Origin of the sequence: Chryseobacterium sp. C3, from assembly GCF_014218905.1 — a bacterium.
Classification (GTDB): Bacteria; Bacteroidota; Bacteroidia; order Flavobacteriales; family Weeksellaceae; genus Chryseobacterium; species Chryseobacterium mucoviscidosis.
The window spans coordinates 25,239-43,427 of the sequence record NZ_JACLCU010000009.1 but is presented as its reverse complement, the minus strand read 5'-3'; the positions used below and the strand labels follow the sequence as shown (position 1 = coordinate 43,427).

The 18,189-nt window shown below is 35.3% G+C and carries 20 protein-coding genes; 15 read left to right on the top strand and 5 right to left on the bottom strand.

Annotated elements, in window-relative coordinates:
- Nucleotides 1-6 precede the first annotated feature (6 nt).
- Nucleotides 7-1,110, bottom strand: a complete 1,104-nt coding sequence (gene lpxB, locus H6W53_RS18395) for a lipid-A-disaccharide synthase (RefSeq protein WP_185208874.1) — start codon at nucleotides 1,108-1,110, stop codon at nucleotides 7-9.
- A gap of 78 nt (nucleotides 1,111-1,188) precedes the next feature.
- Here lpxB and H6W53_RS18390 point away from each other — a divergent pair, with 78 nt between their 5' ends.
- Together H6W53_RS18390 and H6W53_RS18385 are read left to right on the top strand one after the other, a co-directional pair.
- On the top strand, nucleotides 1,189-1,698 hold the full coding sequence (locus H6W53_RS18390) for a DUF2480 family protein (RefSeq protein ID WP_185208872.1): 510 nt from the start codon (nucleotides 1,189-1,191) through the stop codon (nucleotides 1,696-1,698).
- Nucleotides 1,699-1,821: 123 nt separating this feature from the next.
- On the top strand, nucleotides 1,822-2,472 hold the full coding sequence (locus H6W53_RS18385; protein WP_185208870.1) for a DUF937 domain-containing protein: 651 nt from the start codon (nucleotides 1,822-1,824) through the stop codon (nucleotides 2,470-2,472).
- A 56-nt stretch (nucleotides 2,473-2,528) separates the two neighbouring features.
- Here H6W53_RS18385 and H6W53_RS18380 read toward each other — a convergent pair whose 3' ends face one another.
- Nucleotides 2,529-2,648 (bottom strand): 30S ribosomal protein THX, encoded by a 120-nt coding sequence (locus tag H6W53_RS18380; RefSeq protein WP_076390669.1) that lies wholly within the window; start codon nucleotides 2,646-2,648, stop codon nucleotides 2,529-2,531.
- Nucleotides 2,649-2,822: 174 nt separating this feature from the next.
- A complete protein-coding gene (locus H6W53_RS18375) occupies nucleotides 2,823-4,217 on the bottom strand; it encodes an MATE family efflux transporter (protein WP_185208868.1) in 1,395 nt (464 codons plus the stop codon).
- 200 nt (nucleotides 4,218-4,417) lie between these two features.
- Between H6W53_RS18375 and H6W53_RS18370 the strand changes: the two genes are divergently transcribed.
- From H6W53_RS18370 to H6W53_RS18325, 10 genes are all read left to right on the top strand, one after another.
- Nucleotides 4,418-5,014 carry a DUF2975 domain-containing protein gene (locus H6W53_RS18370; protein WP_185208866.1) on the top strand — a complete coding sequence of 199 codons (597 nt, stop codon included), beginning with the start codon at nucleotides 4,418-4,420 and terminating at the stop codon, nucleotides 5,012-5,014.
- A 14-nt stretch (nucleotides 5,015-5,028) separates the two neighbouring features.
- The gene (locus H6W53_RS18365) at nucleotides 5,029-5,604 is read left to right on the top strand and encodes a DUF2975 domain-containing protein (protein WP_185208864.1); all 576 of its coding nucleotides are present in this window, start codon (nucleotides 5,029-5,031) and stop codon (nucleotides 5,602-5,604) included.
- Between the two features lie 3 nt (nucleotides 5,605-5,607).
- Nucleotides 5,608-5,811 carry a helix-turn-helix domain-containing protein gene (locus tag H6W53_RS18360; RefSeq protein ID WP_185208862.1) on the top strand — a complete coding sequence of 68 codons (204 nt, stop codon included), beginning with the start codon at nucleotides 5,608-5,610 and terminating at the stop codon, nucleotides 5,809-5,811.
- A 12-nt stretch (nucleotides 5,812-5,823) separates the two neighbouring features.
- Nucleotides 5,824-6,252, top strand: a complete 429-nt coding sequence (locus tag H6W53_RS18355) for an ankyrin repeat domain-containing protein (protein ID WP_185208860.1) — start codon at nucleotides 5,824-5,826, stop codon at nucleotides 6,250-6,252.
- Between the two features lie 203 nt (nucleotides 6,253-6,455).
- Complete coding sequence (locus tag H6W53_RS18350) at nucleotides 6,456-8,636, top strand: S41 family peptidase (protein ID WP_185208858.1); 2,181 nt, start codon at nucleotides 6,456-6,458, stop codon at nucleotides 8,634-8,636.
- 58 nt (nucleotides 8,637-8,694) lie between these two features.
- On the top strand, nucleotides 8,695-9,126 hold the full coding sequence (locus H6W53_RS18345) for an ankyrin repeat domain-containing protein (protein ID WP_185208856.1): 432 nt from the start codon (nucleotides 8,695-8,697) through the stop codon (nucleotides 9,124-9,126).
- 138 nt (nucleotides 9,127-9,264) lie between these two features.
- Nucleotides 9,265-11,019 carry an aspartate--tRNA ligase gene (gene aspS / locus H6W53_RS18340; RefSeq protein ID WP_185208855.1) on the top strand — a complete coding sequence of 585 codons (1,755 nt, stop codon included), beginning with the start codon at nucleotides 9,265-9,267 and terminating at the stop codon, nucleotides 11,017-11,019.
- Nucleotides 11,020-11,052: 33 nt separating this feature from the next.
- Nucleotides 11,053-11,583 (top strand): hypothetical protein, encoded by a 531-nt coding sequence (locus H6W53_RS18335; protein WP_185208854.1) that lies wholly within the window; start codon nucleotides 11,053-11,055, stop codon nucleotides 11,581-11,583.
- Nucleotides 11,584-11,633: 50 nt separating this feature from the next.
- Nucleotides 11,634-11,849, top strand: coding sequence for a hypothetical protein (locus H6W53_RS18330; protein ID WP_185208853.1), 216 nt, complete (start codon nucleotides 11,634-11,636; stop codon nucleotides 11,847-11,849).
- A gap of 20 nt (nucleotides 11,850-11,869) precedes the next feature.
- Nucleotides 11,870-12,178 carry a hypothetical protein gene (locus H6W53_RS18325; RefSeq protein WP_185208852.1) on the top strand — a complete coding sequence of 103 codons (309 nt, stop codon included), beginning with the start codon at nucleotides 11,870-11,872 and terminating at the stop codon, nucleotides 12,176-12,178.
- A gap of 298 nt (nucleotides 12,179-12,476) precedes the next feature.
- Here the strand turns inward: H6W53_RS18325 and H6W53_RS18320 are convergent, their stop codons facing one another.
- Together H6W53_RS18320 and H6W53_RS18315 are read right to left on the bottom strand one after the other, a co-directional pair.
- Nucleotides 12,477-12,803 carry a DUF4870 domain-containing protein gene (locus H6W53_RS18320; protein ID WP_185208851.1) on the bottom strand — a complete coding sequence of 109 codons (327 nt, stop codon included), beginning with the start codon at nucleotides 12,801-12,803 and terminating at the stop codon, nucleotides 12,477-12,479.
- 169 nt (nucleotides 12,804-12,972) lie between these two features.
- Nucleotides 12,973-14,646 (bottom strand): helix-turn-helix transcriptional regulator, encoded by a 1,674-nt coding sequence (locus H6W53_RS18315; protein ID WP_185208850.1) that lies wholly within the window; start codon nucleotides 14,644-14,646, stop codon nucleotides 12,973-12,975.
- A gap of 197 nt (nucleotides 14,647-14,843) precedes the next feature.
- On the opposite strand from H6W53_RS18315, the gene H6W53_RS18310 reads away from it, so the two are divergent.
- The 3 genes from H6W53_RS18310 (at nucleotide 14,844) to ligD (ending at nucleotide 18,189) form a co-directional block, all read left to right on the top strand.
- A complete protein-coding gene (locus H6W53_RS18310) occupies nucleotides 14,844-15,629 on the top strand; it encodes a Ku protein (RefSeq protein ID WP_185208849.1) in 786 nt (261 codons plus the stop codon).
- The gene (locus H6W53_RS18305; protein ID WP_185208848.1) at nucleotides 15,629-16,231 is read left to right on the top strand and encodes a DNA polymerase ligase N-terminal domain-containing protein; all 603 of its coding nucleotides are present in this window, start codon (nucleotides 15,629-15,631) and stop codon (nucleotides 16,229-16,231) included. The genes H6W53_RS18310 and H6W53_RS18305 overlap by 1 nt, the downstream gene beginning before the upstream one ends.
- Before the next feature lie 77 nt (nucleotides 16,232-16,308).
- Nucleotides 16,309-18,189, top strand: a complete 1,881-nt coding sequence (ligD, locus tag H6W53_RS18300; protein ID WP_185208847.1) for a DNA ligase D — start codon at nucleotides 16,309-16,311, stop codon at nucleotides 18,187-18,189.

Sequence of the window (18,189 nt, the reverse complement as noted above, 5' to 3'; positions counted from 1 at the left end):
GATTTTTTAAACCTTTAAAATGACATCCGCCGCATTTTCACTGGCTCCTTTTCCGCCTAATTTTTCTCTCAACAAATCGTAATCTCTTAAAAGCTGTGTTCTTTTCTCGGTTTCTAAAATCTTTTTCAGTTCTTCCACCAGATTATTTGTGTTAAGATCATTCTGAATCAGTTCTTTAACGACTTCACGATCCATAATTAAATTCACCAGAGAAATATATTTGATGTTTTTAACGAGCCTTTTCGCAATTGCATAAGAAATTTTGCTTCCACGGTAGCAAACCACTTCCGGAACATTCAGTAAAGCAGTCTCTAACGTGGCAGTTCCCGATGTTACCAAAGCTGCTTTCGAACATCTCAGCAAATCATACGTTTTATTGGAAACAAAATGCACATTTTCGTCTACATAATTCTGATAAAATTCTTTCGGCAAACTCGGCGCTCCTGCGATAACAAACTGATATTCTTTAAAGTAAGGTCTTACGGAAAGCATCATTTCCAGCATTTTTTCCACTTCCTGTTTTCTGGAACCCGGCAAAAGCGCAATAATTTCTTTTTCGTTTAAATTATTTTCCTTTTTAAATTCTTCAACGTCAATATTTTGCAGCGTTGAAATCGCATCAAGCAACGGATGACCTACAAAATGCGAATGTACCCCATGTTTTTTGTAGAAATCTTCCTCAAACGGAAGGATCACCATCATTTCATCCACATATTTTTTAATGATCTCTACTCTACCCTCTTTCCATGCCCAAAGCTGCGGCGAAATATAGTAAACGACTTTAATGCCTAATTCTTTGGCAAATTTTGCAATCCTTAAATTGAATCCGGGATAATCTACCAAAATTAAAACATCCGGTCTGTTGTTTTTAATATCTTGTTTGCAGAATTTAATATTATTCAGAATGGTCCGCAGATTCATGGCTACTTCCAGAAATCCCATGAAAGCAAGATCGCGGTAATGTTTCACCAAAGTTCCGCCCTGTTGCGCCATTAAATCGCCACCCCAGAATCTGAATTCGGCTGTGGAATCTTTCTGCTTCAAAGCTTTCATTAAATTGCTTCCATGCAAATCTCCGGAAGCCTCTCCTGCGATAATGTAATATTTCATTTCTATAATCAGAATAGAGAACAAATAAGACGTTGTACGATCTTAATTTGTAAATTTGTTCAAAGATAATGATAAAAAATGTCAGAAGAATTTGAAATACGGAATAAAGTTGCGGAAAGCGGCTTAATCAATTTTGATCTTACGGATCTTGTTCCGAAGGGAGCCAGAAAGGGAATTGATCTTAAAGATTTTCTTTTCATGGAAATGGTCTTAAAGGAAAAAGATTTCCGCGAAAAAGTGGCAGCCATTGATGTTGAAGAGTATCGTGATGCGTATTTGTACATCTACAATTCTGCGGATGCGATCGTTCCGCTTTGGGCATATTTCCTGATTACGGCAAGACTTACCGGAGTAACCAAAAAAATAGTTTTCGGAAACCGTGAAGATCTGGAAGTTATTTTGATGCACAACGCCATTCAAAGCCATGATTTTGATGAAATGCGCGGAAAAAGAGTGTTGGTAAAAGGCTGCTCAGACAAAGAGATTCCTGAAAACGCGTACATCGAACTGGTTGAACAGCTTCAGCCGATCGTTAAATCGCTGATGTTTGGTGAAGCATGTTCCAATGTTCCGATCTTAAAAAATTAATTATTGATAATCAATAACTTATAGGTAATTTCAAAAATAAATCTCAAATTTTGATTAAAAAAAATCTTTGGGGAATATTTTTTGATAACTTTGGTTGACTTAACAATAAAATAAACACAAACTATGAGTTTAATCGACCTACTTACAGGGAACACTGGCAACCAGGTTGCTGAACAGGCTGAAAACAAATTCGGGATCAGCAAAACGCAGGTAATTGCTTTACTGGCAGTTGCGGCACCGCTTATCATTTCTTACCTTAGAAACAAATCTCAGGACGCGAATGAAGCTGAAGCTTTAAATAACGCTTTGGATAAAGATCACGACGGAAGTATTCTGGACGACGTTTCTCAGGCAGATGCGAGACAGGCTGAAGGAGGTTCTATATTAAGCCATATTTTTGGTGGAAATAAATCGAATGTAGAAAATCAGCTTTCACAAAATACAGGAATTTCCATTGATAAAGTGGGACCTATTTTAGCGATGCTGGCTCCGGTAATTATGGGCTACATCGGAAAAGAAAAGCAACAGAACAATGTAGGAGCAGGAGGTTTAGGCGATCTTTTGGGAGGAATTCTTGGGAATGCATCCAATCAGGCTCAGCAACAACAGTCTAACCCTTTAAATGATATTTTAGGAAGCGTTTTGGGCGGAGGAAATTCTCAGTCCGGAAATCCTTTGAATGACATTCTGGGGAGCGTTCTTGGAGGAGGCAATCAGAAGCAGCAAGGCGGAGGCGGATTGGGAGATATCCTTGGCGGATTTTTTGGAAAATAATTTAATTTTGTTACATAAAAAAGACCGGAGAAAAAATAATCTCCGGTCTTTTTATTTTAATTTTTAGTTTTTTCTTCTGAAGCAGCAACTGTTTTCGAAGCTTTTCTCGGTCTTCTTTTTCCATAGCTTCCATTGTTGATCTTACCTCTTCTAGATTTTTTGTCTCCTTTTCCCATAGAAATAAATTTTAGTTGATTGACTACGAAATTAAAAAATACCCTGTAAAAATCAAAGATTGGAGCTGTTAAAATTTTTATAATTCTGTAGCGGGAGGTTGAAAGACAGAGGCTGGAAGTTTATTACTGAAGCGTAAATCGACCTTTGTTAAAAAAACCTAGCATCCATACTTTTTACACTTTTACCGTTTTCCATTTTCCTTTTTTAAACAGTATAAAAGCAACGATGGTGATTAAAGTTTCGGTTACGGGAATCGATATAAAGACACCTTTCGGTCCCATTCCGAAATATTTTGAAAGAAAATACGCTAAAGGAATCTGGAACAGCCAGAATCCGCACAAATTAACCCAAGTCGGAGTCCAGGTATCTCCTGCTCCGTTAAAAGCATTAATCATCACCATTCCTATTCCGTAGAAAATAAATCCTACCGCCATAATATGCAAAGCATTGGTAGCAATAGTCTTAATTTCAGATTCGTTAGTGAAAAATCCGACTAAAAAATCTCCCATAAAAAAGAAAATAACACTTACGGTTACCATAAAGATCACATTATACTTTACAGTTTTCATAACGGACTGTTCTGCTCTCAACATTTCGTTGGCTCCCATATTTTGTCCGACTAACGTTGATGCGGCGTTGCTTAATCCCCAAGCCGGAAGCAAAAAGAACATCATTAAACGTAAAGCTGTCTGATACCCTGCGGAAGCATTTTCTCCGCCGGTTGTTGCGACCAGTTGAGCCAGAAAAATCCAACTGCAGGAAGCAATTACAAACTGAAAAATTCCGGGAGTTGCAATTTTGATAACCGATTTAATGATTTCAAAGTCGGGTTTAAAATATTTTGACTGAATTCTGATCTGCGTATCTGCAATCAAAAGATGATACAATTGATAGATCACTCCAATACTTCTGCCGATGGTCGTTGCCAAAGCTGCTCCCGTTAATCCCATTGCCGGAACCGGACCAAAACCTTTGATTAAAAGCGGACATAAAATTATATTGGCAATATTAGCGATCCAGAGAGATTTCATTGCAATGGCAGCATTTCCGGCGCCACGAAAAATTCCGTTGATTAAGAATAAAAGCATGATGATGACACTGCTTCCCATCATAATTCTTGTGAATTCTTTTCCGTATGCTGCTGCTTCGGGCTTTGAACCCATCAGAATTAAAATTTCCTCAGCGTAGATCACTCCAAGCAGACTCAATAGAAAAGTAATGGCAAAAGAGACCAGTAAAACCTGTGCAGCACTTCTTGAAGCCTGTTCGGGATTTTTCTCCCCCACTCTTCTTGCTACCATGGCTGTTGCCGCCATACTCATCCCGATTGCGATGGAATACATCACGGAAAGTACAGATTCTGTTAATCCCACTGTCTGTATTGCAAATCCGCTTTCTTTAAGATGACCTACAAAATACAGATCCACCAATGCGAATACAGATTCCATTGCCATTTCCAGCATCATGGGAATGGCGAGAAGAAGAACCGCGCTTCGTATCGTTGCTTTAGTGTAATCTACTTCTTCACCGCTTAGCGCTTTTTTAAGAAAATTGAAATATTCTGACATGGATTCGGTTTTATATTCCGCAAAAATATAGATTCAAAAATGATTATAACCTGGCTTATGGAAAGTTTATGAAAAAGATTCTGAACAGATCAGTCGAAGCGCATTTATCAACTCAGAAAAATAAAAAATAAAAAATTCAATAATTTTTTATCGTAAAACAATAAATAATTATATATTTGCAATAATAAAATAACAAACTCATGAAAATTATCGGGAAGAATTCTGTTTCACAATACATCAGTTATCTGCTTTTATTTCTGGCAGCTTTTTTTGCTCTTCAGCTTATTTACATTACCATTGGTTTTGCTGTTTCTTTTTATAATTTCAAGACAGGCAATAATATTCTTTCAGATTTTTTTATCATTGGAACAGATGTAGGCTGGTCTAAGAATGAATGGACACAACCGATGGAATATATGATGAAATTTAAGTTCTTTATTCCTTTCACCGAGCAGAATCTTCTTACTGGACTTTTTAATCCGGGAAGTGTGCTGAGTCATATTTTCAACGAAATTTTTATAACCCTTCTTTTTATCATCAGTTATAAATTTTTACGAGAAATCAGCAAAGAAAATGTGTTCAATGCTAATGCTTTACTTTGGCTGAAAAGGTTCGGCTGGCTTAATATTATTTATACAGCCATTACATTGGCTATCGTTCCTTTTACGGTAAAAAGTTTCTTTGCGGTAATGTATTCTGTTGTAATATTCTTATTTTTCGGAGCCTTAATATTATTCATCGTCGAATTCTTCAAAAAAGGACTGGAACTCCAGGAACAAGTAGATTTAACAATTTAAAACTTCAACAAAATATGAAAATAATAGGCACAAATTCTCTTTTATACTGGCTTAGAATACCATTTGCCATATACGTTATTGGCTTTATCATGAGTTCTTTATGGATCACAGGTTTAATAGGATTTTATATTTTTTCAGGAAGTGAAAATCGTTTCATATGGAAAAGCAATTGGGAGGTTCCAAATAATAATGAAACTATTGCTTCAGAAATTATTCAGTTTAAGTATCCATTCTCCAAAATGTGTCTGTCTACAGAAAACTCAACCGAAGGAATTCTTTTGGCTTTAACAGGCATAATTTCTTTCAGCTATATTCTCTTTTATGCACTTCGCATAACTCTCAAGCTTTCTAAGGATAATTTTTTCACAGCTGATATTGTAAAAGATTTGAAATTTGCAGGATTTGGATTAATTATATTCGGTATCGCAATCTTATTGATAGATGTTACGAATGGTTTTAGTAAATACTATAATTCTTATGATTTAACTCCACCTTTCTTCTATCTTCTTTTTGGTCTGATTTTAATTTTTATTAAAGAAATTTTTCAAAAGGCTAAAAACATTCAGGAAGAAAACGAACTTACCATCTAAATTATGCCAATTATTATTAACGTAGACGTAATGCTCGCCAAACGCAAAATGCAGTCTCAGGAACTTGCCGAAAAAATTGGCATCACACAAGCTAATCTTTCTATTTTAAAAACAGGGAAGGCTAAAGCTATAAAACTTTCAACTTTGGAAGCCATCTGTAAAGTTCTGGATTGCCAACCGGGAGACTTAATTGAATATAAACCTTGAAAATATACTATCATGAAGAAATTATTTTCCGCTTCATTTATTTTACTGTTACTTGCTACAATATCTGCACAGGAGATTACTTCGGAAATCAAAATGATGTTTAAAAATGATGACATTACAAATTTTAAAAAAATTATTAGTCCTGAGATGATTAATAAATGTTATTCTATTGAAAATTCTTCATATTCATTATTGGCTCTTTCCATTAAAATGGACAGACCTAAAATTTTCAATAAATTAATAGAGGAAAAAGCTAATCTTCATTTAATTTGTGATGATAAATCACCGTTGATGTATGCCGCCAAATATGGAAATGCAGATTTTACACAAAAACTTTTAGAAAAAGGTGTTGACAAAAATCAAAAATCGGCAAAAGGAAATACGGCTCTTTACTATGCCAATAAGTACAGCCATTCGGAAATAATAAAAATGTTACAGTAATCTGAACATCATATTTATTAAAAAAATATCGATACCCATTCTTTAGAAATCTTATCAAGATAAAAATTAATATTCTTTAAGATTTTAAAACTAAAAAATTCGTTAAAAATATTCCCAAACCTCACAAACTTCCTTAAAACCAATATTCACAAACAATAATATCAGATCTGTCTTTTTAGATTTGACAAAAAAATTTAATCACTATGAAAAAATATTTCATCGTCCCATTTCTTCTATGGGGAATGACTTCTTTTGCCCAGCAAAAAATTGAAAATCTCGATTTTGAAACCTCGGAAAACAATTCTCCTGCATTATGGAAATTAATGGGAAATAATTCTGCAAAAGTATTTTCCGATTTTAATGAAAAACAGCAGGGAAAGGCATCTGCCGTGATAGAATCTGAAGGTACAGAAGGCTTCAGAGCAATCATGTACACACTTCCCAACAATTATGCAGGAAGAAAAATTACGCTTTCCGGATATCTCAAAACAGAAAATGTAACGGATGGATTTGCAGGATTATGGATGAGAATTGATCCTGAAGTTGCTTTTAACAATATGCAAAACGTTGGTCTGAAAGGCACAAACGACTGGAAAAAGTACGAAATTACGCTTAATATGTCTCCCGAAAACACGCAGCAAATTGTTATAGGAGCATTGCTTTCAGGAAAAGGAAAAATCTGGGTAGACGACTTAAAAGTTTCCATTGACGGAAAAGACATTGAAAATGCTAAAATTTTCGAAAAAAAATTAACGAAAGTTGAGCTTGATAAAGAATTTGATAAAGGCTCTAAAATATCCAACATCAGCCTCGATCAGAATAATATTGAAAACCTTAAAAAACTGGGATTAATCTGGGGGTATCTGAAATATTATCATCCAAGCGTAGCCGAAGGAAACTACAACTGGGATTACGAACTTTTCAGAATTTATAAAAAAACTGAAAATGCTTCTGCTGAACAGAGAGATCAGATTTTAACAGACTGGATCAAAGGTTTAGGGAAATTTCAGACAGCAAAAAATTCTGAGCCTAAAAATGTGAAGATCAAGCCGGATCTCGACTGGATCACCAATTCCGGCTTCTCGAAAGAATTTACAGAGCTGCTTTTACAACTGAAAGATGCTAAAAGACCAAAAGTCAATTATTACGTCGATTTCTTTCCGAATGTAGACAATCCTGATTTCAGGCATGAAAATCCTTACAGAGAGATGAAGTATCCTGATGAAGGTTTCAGACTGCTTTCTCTTTACAGATACTGGAACATGATTCAGTATTATTTTCCTTACAAAAACCTCATCGAGGAAGACTGGAAAGGCGTGCTCAAAGAATTTATCCCAAAATTCATCAACGCAAAAGACGAAACGGAATACAATCTCGCTTCTCTGGAACTGATCGGAAGAATTCACGACACTCATGCCAACATTTGGGGAAACAGCAAATCGCTTGAAAAATATTTTGGCGAAAGGTATTCTCCGGTAAAATTAACTTTTGCAGAAAATAAACCTGTGGTTGAAGGCTTTTATGACGAAAATTTAGGAACACAGACCGGATTGAAAAAAGGAGATGTCATCACGGAAATTAATGGTGAAAATATGGACAACATCATTAAAAATATGCTGAAATATCTTCCTGCTTCCAATTATCCTACTCAACTTCGGGACATTTCGAGAAAATTGTTGCGAAGCAATGCAGAAACCATCAATCTTACCATTTTAAGAGACGGAAAAACAGAAGAAAAAACTATAAAAACCTATGCTTATTCAGATATTAAAATAAAAAAAGAGCCAAAAGAGTTTTTTAAAATGCTCGATGGCAACATTGCTTATGTTTATATGGGAAGTGTAAATGCCGATCTTCTTCCTGAAGTTTTTGAAAAAATTAAAAATACGAAAGGTTTAGTTATCGATTTCAGAAGCTATCCTTCAGATTTTGTGGTTTTTAAAATGGGAAAACTGCTAAAACCGGAATCCTCGGATTTCGTAAAATTCACGAATACAAGCAACAGTCAGCCGGGACTTTTCACTTTTACACCAAGTTTAAAAACACAGGGAACCGGAAAAAAATCTTATGAGGGTAAAATTGCCATTTTAATTAATGAAACCACGCAAAGCAGTGCGGAATATCACACCATGGCTTTCAGAACCGCACCGAATGCAAAAGTTTTCGGTTCTACAACGGCAGGAGCCGATGGAAATGTTTCTGATATAAAACTCCCGGGAAATATTTCGACCATGATCAGCGGAATCGGCATCTATTATCCCGACGGAAAAGAAACCCAGAGAATAGGAATTGTTCCCGATGTTGAAGTAAAACCTACAATAGACGGAATTAAATACAATAAGGACGAAGTTTTGGAAAAAGCAACGAAATGGATTAATAATTAGCAACATTGATCGAAAAATTTTATTTAGCTTTGTATATTCTTTAGATAAATCAAGTTTTATGAAAAAAATAATTACAGCAACTTTGCTATTCGGACTTTCTGTTTTTGCCAACGGATTATTTGCACAGGAGTTATCAGCAGAACAATTGAATACGTTCCGTACCGATAATCTGGAAGGTTTTCAGAAAGCTTTCAGCCAGGAAGATTTTTCAAAATGCTATACGGTAAATGGTACCAAAACAGATTTACTTTCTTTGAGTGTAAAAGAAAACAAAAAAAATGTGTTCAATTATCTGGTGAGTAAAACTGACGTAAATAAATCATGTAGCGATGTTACTCCTTTGATGAACGCAGCAGCTTCCGGAAATATGGATGCCGCAAAAATGCTGATGAAATTCGGGGCAAAAAAAGCGGCAAAAGACAGCAAAGGCAAAACGGCAAAAGACTACGCTGTTAAAAATAAACAGTCTGCAATGGCAATGGTTCTTTAATTTTTTTAGAGATAAATAATTTAAAACTTCCTTCGGGAAGTTTTTTTGTTTTTAAAACCTGCAAAAATCTTATCTTTGCCAACGGAAAATTCAAGGTTCGGATCTGAGCCTTATACATTGAACTTTAAACAAATAATTATGTTTCGATCGCACACAAACGGAGAATTATCTCTTAAAAATCTTAATGAAGAAGTTACACTTTCAGGATGGGTACAGACTATCCGTGATAAAGGATTTATGATTTGGATAGATCTTCGGGATCGTTACGGAATTACGCAGCTTGTTTTCGACCAGGATCGTTCTACAGCGGAACTGATGGAAAATGCTAAAAAACTGGGACGTGAATTTGTGATTCAGGTTACCGGAAAAGTTATCGAAAGAGTCAGCAAAAACCCCAATATTCCGACAGGAGAAATTGAAATTTTAGTAGAAAAACTAACGGTTCTTAATGAATCTCAGCTTCCGCCTTTCACCATTGAAGACGAAACGGACGGTGGCGAAGAATTGAGAATGAAATACCGTTATCTGGATATCAGAAGAAATCCTGTAAAAGATAAATTGATTTTCCGTCACAAAATGGCGCAGAAAGTAAGAAACTATCTTTCAGACAACGGATTTATTGAGGTTGAAACTCCGGTTTTAATTAAATCTACTCCGGAAGGTGCGAGAGATTTCGTGGTTCCGAGCAGAATGAATCCGGGACAATTTTATGCTTTGCCGCAGTCTCCGCAGACTTTCAAACAGTTATTGATGGTCGGCGGAATGGATAAGTATTTCCAGATCGTAAAATGTTTCCGTGACGAGGATTTAAGAGCCGACAGACAGCCGGAATTTACACAAATCGACTGCGAAATGGCTTTCGTAGAGCAGGAAGATGTGATGAATGTTTTCGAAGGAATGACGAAAACTTTATTGAAAGATATCACCGGTCAGGAATTCGGAGATTTCCCAAGAATGACTTTCGCTGATGCGATGCAGAAATACGGAAACGACAAACCGGACATCCGTTTCGGAATGGAATTCGTGGAACTGAATGATTTAGTAAAAGGCAAAGATTTCAAAATATTTGATGAAGCAGAACTGGTTGTGGGAATCAATGTTGAAGGTTGTGCAGATCATACAAGAAAACAGATCGACGAGCTTGTGGATTGGATAAAAAGACCACAAATCGGCGCTTCGGGAATGGTTTGGGTAAAATTCCAGAATGACGGGGTAAAAACGTCTTCAGTAAATAAATTCTACAGCGAGGAAGATTTAGCAAAAATTATTGAGAAATTCGGAGCTAAAGAAGGAGACTTAATGTTGATTCTTTCCGGAAACGAAAATAAGGTAAGAACGCAGCTTTCAGCTTTAAGAATGGAACTTGGAAACCGTTTAGGATTAAGAAAAGGAAACGAATTCGCGCCACTTTGGGTAGTTGATTTCCCTCTTTTGGAATTTGATGAAGAAAGCGGACGTTATCACGCGATGCACCACCCTTTCACGTCTCCAAAACCTGAAGATATTCATTTACTGGAAACAGATCCGGGAAAAGCAAGAGCAAACGCTTACGATATGGTGTTGAACGGAAACGAAATCGGCGGAGGTTCCATCAGAATTTTTGATAAAGATCTTCAGTCTAAAATGTTCGATCTTTTAGGATTCTCCAAAGAAGAAGCGGAAGCACAGTTTGGTTTCTTAATGAACGCCTTCAAATACGGAGCGCCGCCTCACGGTGGATTAGCTTTCGGATTTGACCGTTTGGTAGCAATTCTAGACGGAAACGAAGTGATCAGAGATTATATTGCTTTCCCTAAAAATAATTCAGGACGTGATGTGATGATCGATGCGCCTTCTTCGATTGCTGATGAACAGCTAGACGAACTGGAACTTAAATTAAATTTAAAAGCATAAATTAGAAGCGGGGATTTTTTCTCCGCTTTTTTTATGAAAACACTAATTTCTCTAATAGCCACTTTAGGATATATTTCTGGAATAGCCTGTGCAGTTTATTTCATACTCATATTTATAAAGAAAATACTTTATTACCCTCCGAACGTAAAAGAAAAAGCTTACGAAGAAATAATGAAGCTTTCTTACATTTCAGGATTATTGCTTGTATTTAGCTCAACCTGCTTCTATGTAGCTAAAGAAATCGTAGAATATGATTTTAAAAGAACATTGAGAAAACACACTATTGTTTCAGCAGATATTGAAAACATATTTTTCAGTCAGGAGGATATGAAAGGTATTTTTGATCATTTCGAAAATGATGAGGGACGTTACAGGTGCGAAAGCTTTAGCGGAATTATTAATCTGGATAACAACGAATCGATTTCTGTTGAAATTATAAAGCATTGCTATGAAAAGAACAGATACATTATTGTTTCTAAACAATACAGCGTAGAATCTACCATTGGAGACATCAAAACAGATAAGTTTGATTATTTAAAAAGCGACAGCATAAATACTGAATAATTCATAAAAATCTATATTCACAGAAAAAATAAAAACTAATATCTGAAAACATGAACGAAGAAATTCTTACTTACAACACACCTTCCTCCGAGGAAATTTTAAAACAGATTAATCAATATGAATTTAAAAGGATTTGGGAAAATAACCTTACGAAAAACAATAAAAATCTTTTTTGGGGAATATTATTTACCATACTCGGAGTTATTACCATAATTTTCGAAAACTACACTTTTGCAGGATTCTTTTTAGGCTTTCAGTCGCTGTAATTTCAACATATTTCAATTATATGACCCAATATAAAAAGTATAAAAAGGCTTTTTATGAAAAATTAGATCGTGAAATCTCAAATCTTGAAGGAAACTCCAAAGATATCTTCTTGGAATTTAGCCCATATCACTTTAGTTTTAAAAATTACAAATCTGAATATAAATTTATCTGGAACGAAATTACCTATTGTATTTTAGACGATCGATATCTTTACATTACAGCTAACTCGTCTATGAATTTTATTTTGGATAAAGCCAATGTTGATAAAGAAAATCTTGATAAAACACTATTATATCTCGAGATGAAAGCAAAGTTTAAAAAAATTTAAAAATACCACACCTCCCGTAAATTCATCATACAACACAACCCTTATACAATTTACCTACAAAAAAGCAATATAAAAAGGAACAATTTAAATCCTTCAACATTACTGCTGATCAATAAAAATAAAAAGGTCTGAATTTCTTCTGACCTCTATTGGTTTTTTCTCCGCTCATTTATGAGGATGATTATTATGTTGATGTAATGGGTGTATTTTTATCAGCGATAAGAAAGCTTTTGCAAAAACTGAAAATCTTTTTATAGAGAATAAAAAGATTTGTCAGTCTTTGTGAAGAAATGAATTTTTAATTGATAAAAGAAAATTTATTTACAAACATATTACCGATAAGCGGTAGTGGAGTTTCTTTTTCATTTGCGGCATTTATTATTCCCAAAATCATTAAGATAAAGAATAAATAGCCAATGTATCCTAAAAAGTGCAATGACGGAACAATAGCAGCAACGATCGTCAGCGCAATATTAAATAACGTGGAAACAATTGCCAATCCCAAACTCTGGCTGAGATGAAAATTAACCAGCCTGTCTTTTTGCGATTTGTCTCTTAAAAAAAATGCGATAAGCCATCCGACAAGCGTGATATACGAAATAATTGCTAAAACTTTTTTGTTCATGTTTTGAGTTTTTAAATTTCTGAATAAAATTATTTTCAACCCGGCAAAGATATTATCGGCAAATCAGCAACAGCAATTTTGAGTGTCTATAAAGTGTCTATGAGGAAATTAAAAACGTCTACAAAGCGTCTACAATAAAATTAACACGCTTATTTTAAACCAATTACAACTAAGAAAGATGCTGTATAAACTGATCCAGATCTTCGTCTTTCCCCAGATTAAGCTTCTGCTTTATTCTGTAACGTGCCATTCTTATACTTTTGGGCTCAACATTCATCTGGGATGCAATTTCTTTAGTGGAAAGTTTCATCAAAATAAAACCACAATATTTTAAATCCAGTTGAGTAAGATTCTGGTTGGCTTTATCCAATAATTTATTGAAAAATTCAGGATAAATGGTATTGAAATTAGATCTGAACTTTTCAAAATCATCATCTACCAAAATCCCTTCGTCTATCGCTTTAAAAATCTGATGATCTATGACAGAAGGCGCGGCAGACTTTTTTTCCATCAGTTTTTCTTTAAGATTATTCAAAATTTCATTTTTCTTTTCAAGATGAAGCACACTGCCGATCAATTCTTTACGAACCTGATTTCTCTCAATCTCTAATTGCTTATTTTTCTCCGAAATAAGATGCATTTTCAGCTTATTATTCTTCTGATACTGAAACCAGATGATCAGCATTAATATAATCACAACAATCATGATCAGGATGTAGATTCTCTGGTTGAAATTTTTAGAAGTCAGAGTTTCTATTTTTTCTTCCTTCTCTTTCATTTCATATTTTATAATGCTGTTTTGTATCGCTTTGTTTACATTTTCATCGTTTGCTTTCTTACTTGCAGCCTGAAAAAGCTGGTCGATCCTGTAGAATTCTTCCCAATCTTTTTGAGTCGCTGCGATTTTCTTCAGATCATCATAAAATAAAAGCTCAGTAACAGCATCCGGATAAGGCATTTCCTGTGCTTCCTTCAATCCCCGATAAAAAAAAGCTTTAGCTTCATCTATTCTATTCTCTTCCAGAAGAATATCTCCTTTTGCACCGTAATAATTCCTGTATATGGACAGATAGTTATACTTTTTAGCAAGCTTTAATGCTTTATTAAGATAAACATCGCCTTCCGGATTTTTCTTATAAAAAAGCAAATTATATCCGTAATTAAAATATAATGATGCTAAAGCAAATTTCTGGGTGGTTTCATTTTCATTCTGTATCAGATCTGCCGTTTCCTGTAGATATTTTAAAAGCTGATCCGAATTGTATTTTGAAGCCCGGTTAGTATTAAAATCATTCTTCATATAATTGGCAAATCCGCATCTGGCATTAATAATTGCTCCCACATCTTTGCTTCGGTCCGCCAGTTCAAGAGATTCATTCAAAATTTTCACATCCTTATAATTGGAAATATAGAAAACAGAGACTCCTGCATCACTTGCCATTGCAAAATTATCATTCAGCTTAAAAAGTCTGAAACTCTTTAAAAAGTAATTTATTGACTTGTCATTAATCTCCAGGATCATGTACAGCTTTCCTGTTGCAAAATTGTAATAGGCTTCTCCTGAAGAACTCCCATTTGTATTAGAAAATTTTTCAGCTTCGGTAATATACTTTTTCGCAGATTCGTAATCTTTTCTGGTAATGTAGGTTAATGCCAGTAAAGAATTCAGAAGCAGTTGGCTTTCATTAGCTTTCGCAGATTTCTTTAATACAGATAAATCTTTTACTGCTTTGTTTAAATCTTCGTTTCTGTTATTAAAAATATCAATAGCTTTTTCGTTCTGTGCTAAAAGCAACGTCTGAAATAAGAATAAAAAAAATACTGTGATTAGTTTAAATTTCATAGAATTTTACAGATATATCTTGCTGTGATTAAATAAATGTTACAGTAAAGGTAATATTATACTTCCGGATTCTAACGGAGTATTTCTTACATAACCTGTTCCTAAAAAAACATAAATAACTCAATTGTAATTATTTAAAATATCAAACGACAGTTACACGGCACAATCATTGTACGTTTTACTGAAAATAAAGTACAATGAAAGCAATCTGGAACGGCGCCATTGGCTTTGGATTAGTCAATATTCCTGTCAAAATATATTCTGCTACCGAAACCACCAAACTGGATTTGGATATGCTTGATAAGTCTGATTTTTCGAATATCAGATTTAAAAGAGTGAACGAAAATACAGGCAAGGAAGTGAAATGGGAAAATATTGTAAAAGGATACCTCATGGATGACAAATACATTATTCTGGATGAAGAAGATTATGAAGCTGCAAGTCCTGAAAAATCCAAAATCCTTTCCATCGATCAGTTTGTAAAAGAAAGTGAAGTAGATTCTGTTTATTTTGAAAATCCGTACTATCTCGAACCTCAGAAAAATGGGGAAAATGCTTATCGCCTTTTGCTGAAAGCTCTGGCAAAAACAGAAATGGTGGGAGTAGGAACATTTGTTCTGCGCGAAAGTGAAGCCATCGGAATGATCCGCCCTTATAACAATGAAGTGTTGGTTTTAAACCGATTGAGATTCGCACAGGAAATCAGGGATTACGGAGATCTTAAAATTCCGGCGGCGAAAGCTCCGAAACCTGCTGAATTAAAAATGGCGGTGAACCTCATCGAACAGCTTTCACAGGAATTTGATCCTGAAATGTACAAAGACACGTATTCTGAAGCTTTGATGAAAATCATTAAACAGAAAGCGAAAGGTAAGAACATCAAAACGAAAAAAGCCGAACCTGCAAAAGAAGGAAAAGTAATTGATCTGATGGCACAACTAAAAGCCAGTTTACAAAATACCAAGTCCAAAAACGCATCATAATGGCTCTAAAAGATTACAACGAAAAGCGGAAATTCGATGAAACCAGCGAACCGAAAGGAAAAACAAAAAAGAGCAAAGATCAGCTTATTTTTGTGATTCAGCGACACGCTGCATCACGACTGCATTATGATTTCCGTCTTGAAATGGATGGCGTGCTGAAAAGCTGGGCAGTTCCGAAAGGACCTTCCTTAGATCCTAAAGACAAACGTCTTGCCATGATGGTGGAAGATCATCCCTACGATTACAAAGACTTTGAAGGAAATATTCCGGAAGGAAATTACGGAGCAGGACAGGTGGAAATCTGGGACAGCGGAACGTACGAACCCCTTGACAACAATTCCAAACTTTCTGACGAAAAAGAGTTATTGAACGAATTGAAAGCAGGATCATTAAAATTTATCCTTCACGGAAAAAAGCTGAAAGGTGAATTTGCTTTGGTTAAAATGAAAAATACGGAAGAAAATTCATGGCTCTTAATCAAACATAAAGACAATTTTGCAGAAAGTGATTATGATGCCGAAGAAAACACCGCAAAAAATTCTCAAGTCACAAAATTTTTAGAGGAAAAAAAAAGCCTCAAAAGCAGCAAAAAAAAGTCATAACCTCAGAAACAAAGCCCAAATTCAAACTGTACAATTCGTTAGTTGACGAAAAAAGGCTTGAAAATTTCATCAAACCCATGTTGGCAAAACCGCATGAAGGGGCTTTTGATGATGAAGATTGGCTATTTGAAATCAAGTGGGACGGTTATCGTGCTGTTGCCGATTTAAGCACCGATCAAACTCTCTTCTACTCCCGAAATGGGATCTCTTTCTTTTCAAAATTTGAAAAAATATCACGGGATTTTGAAAATCAGATTCATCATATGATTCTTGACGGTGAAATTGTTGCCTACGATGAAAACGGAAAACCTAATTTCCAATGGCTTCAGCAGATCGGTGACAATCCAAATCTGGCTCTCACCTATCAGGTTTTTGATATTTTATGGCTGAATGGTCACTCTACCGAAGAACTTCCTTTGATTCAGCGGAAAGAACTTTTAAAAGAAGCTTTAGTGGAAACCGATGTGATCAGATATTGTGATCACGTTTCGGAAAAAGGGATCGAATTTTTTAATCAGATGAAAAAGATGAAGCTTGAAGGGATGATTGCTAAAAAAGCCAACAGCATTTATGTAGAAAATCACCGAAGTTCCGACTGGCTGAAAATCAAGTTCACCAATACTGAAGAAGCCATTATTTGCGGTTTTACAGAACCTCGCGGTTCAAGAGAAGGTTTCGGAGCTTTGATTTTAGGAAAATATATTGACGGAAAGCTTACCTACAGCGGACATACAGGAACAGGATTTAACCGTGAACTGATTCAGGAAATTCTTCAGAAATTAGAAAAAATTACGGTCTCAAAATCACCTTTCGAGATCAAACCCAAAACCAATATGCCGGTAACATGGACAAAACCTGAACTGGTCTGCGAAATAAAATATTCCGAAATTACCAAAGACGGAATTTTCAGACATCCTGTTTTTATCGCGCTCAGAGAAGACAAAAATCCTGAAGATGTTGAAAATACTTCCGAAGAAACAGAAACTATTTCCCAACCCAAAATGACTAAAATGACAACTTCAAAAAAGATAAAATCTTCTGAAAACGAGCAAGAAATTACCCTGAACCGACACAAAGTAAAACTAACCAATCAACACAAAATATATTTTCCGAAAGATGAAATTACAAAAAGCGATGTCATCGAATATTACCAGTCGGTTGCAGAGTATATTTTACCCCATCTTAAAAACCGTCCGCTTTCGCTAAACCGCTTTCCGAACGGAATCGAAGAGCAGAACTTTTATCAGAAAGATGCCGGTGACAGTATTCCGGACTGGGTTAAAACAACGAAGGTTTACTCGGAATCGAATGATAAAGACATTGATTATATTTACTGTAATGACAAAGCTACTTTGGCTTATTTAAACAATTTAGGCTGTATTGATATGAATCCGTGGAACTCTTCACTTCCCGATCTCGATCACCCTGACTTTCTGGTTTTAGACCTCGATCCTTCGAAAAAGAATACGTTTGATGAGGTTATTGAAACCGCTTTGCAGGTAAATGAAGTTTTAGAAACTGTAAAAATCGACGGATACTGCAAAACTTCCGGAAGCACGGGAATTCACATTTATATTCCGATGGGCGGAAAATACGATTTTGATCAGGTGAAAGATTTTGCGCACCTTTTAATGAAACAAGTCAATGAAAAATTGCCAAAACTCACGACACTGGAAAGAAGCTTACAAAAGCGTGACAACAAGAAAATCTACCTCGATTATCTTCAAAACAGAACCGGACAGACTTTAGCAAGTGCTTACAGTTTGCGGCCAAAAGAAGGAGCTTCCGTTTCAATGCCTCTGGAATGGAAAGAACTGAAAAAAGGCTTACAACCTACAGATTTCAACATTCACAATGCTTTAGACAGAATTAAAGAAAAGGGAGATTTGTTTAAACCTGTTCTGGGAAAGGGAATTGATATGATGAAGGCGCTGGAATTGTTGGGGGATGTTGAGTAA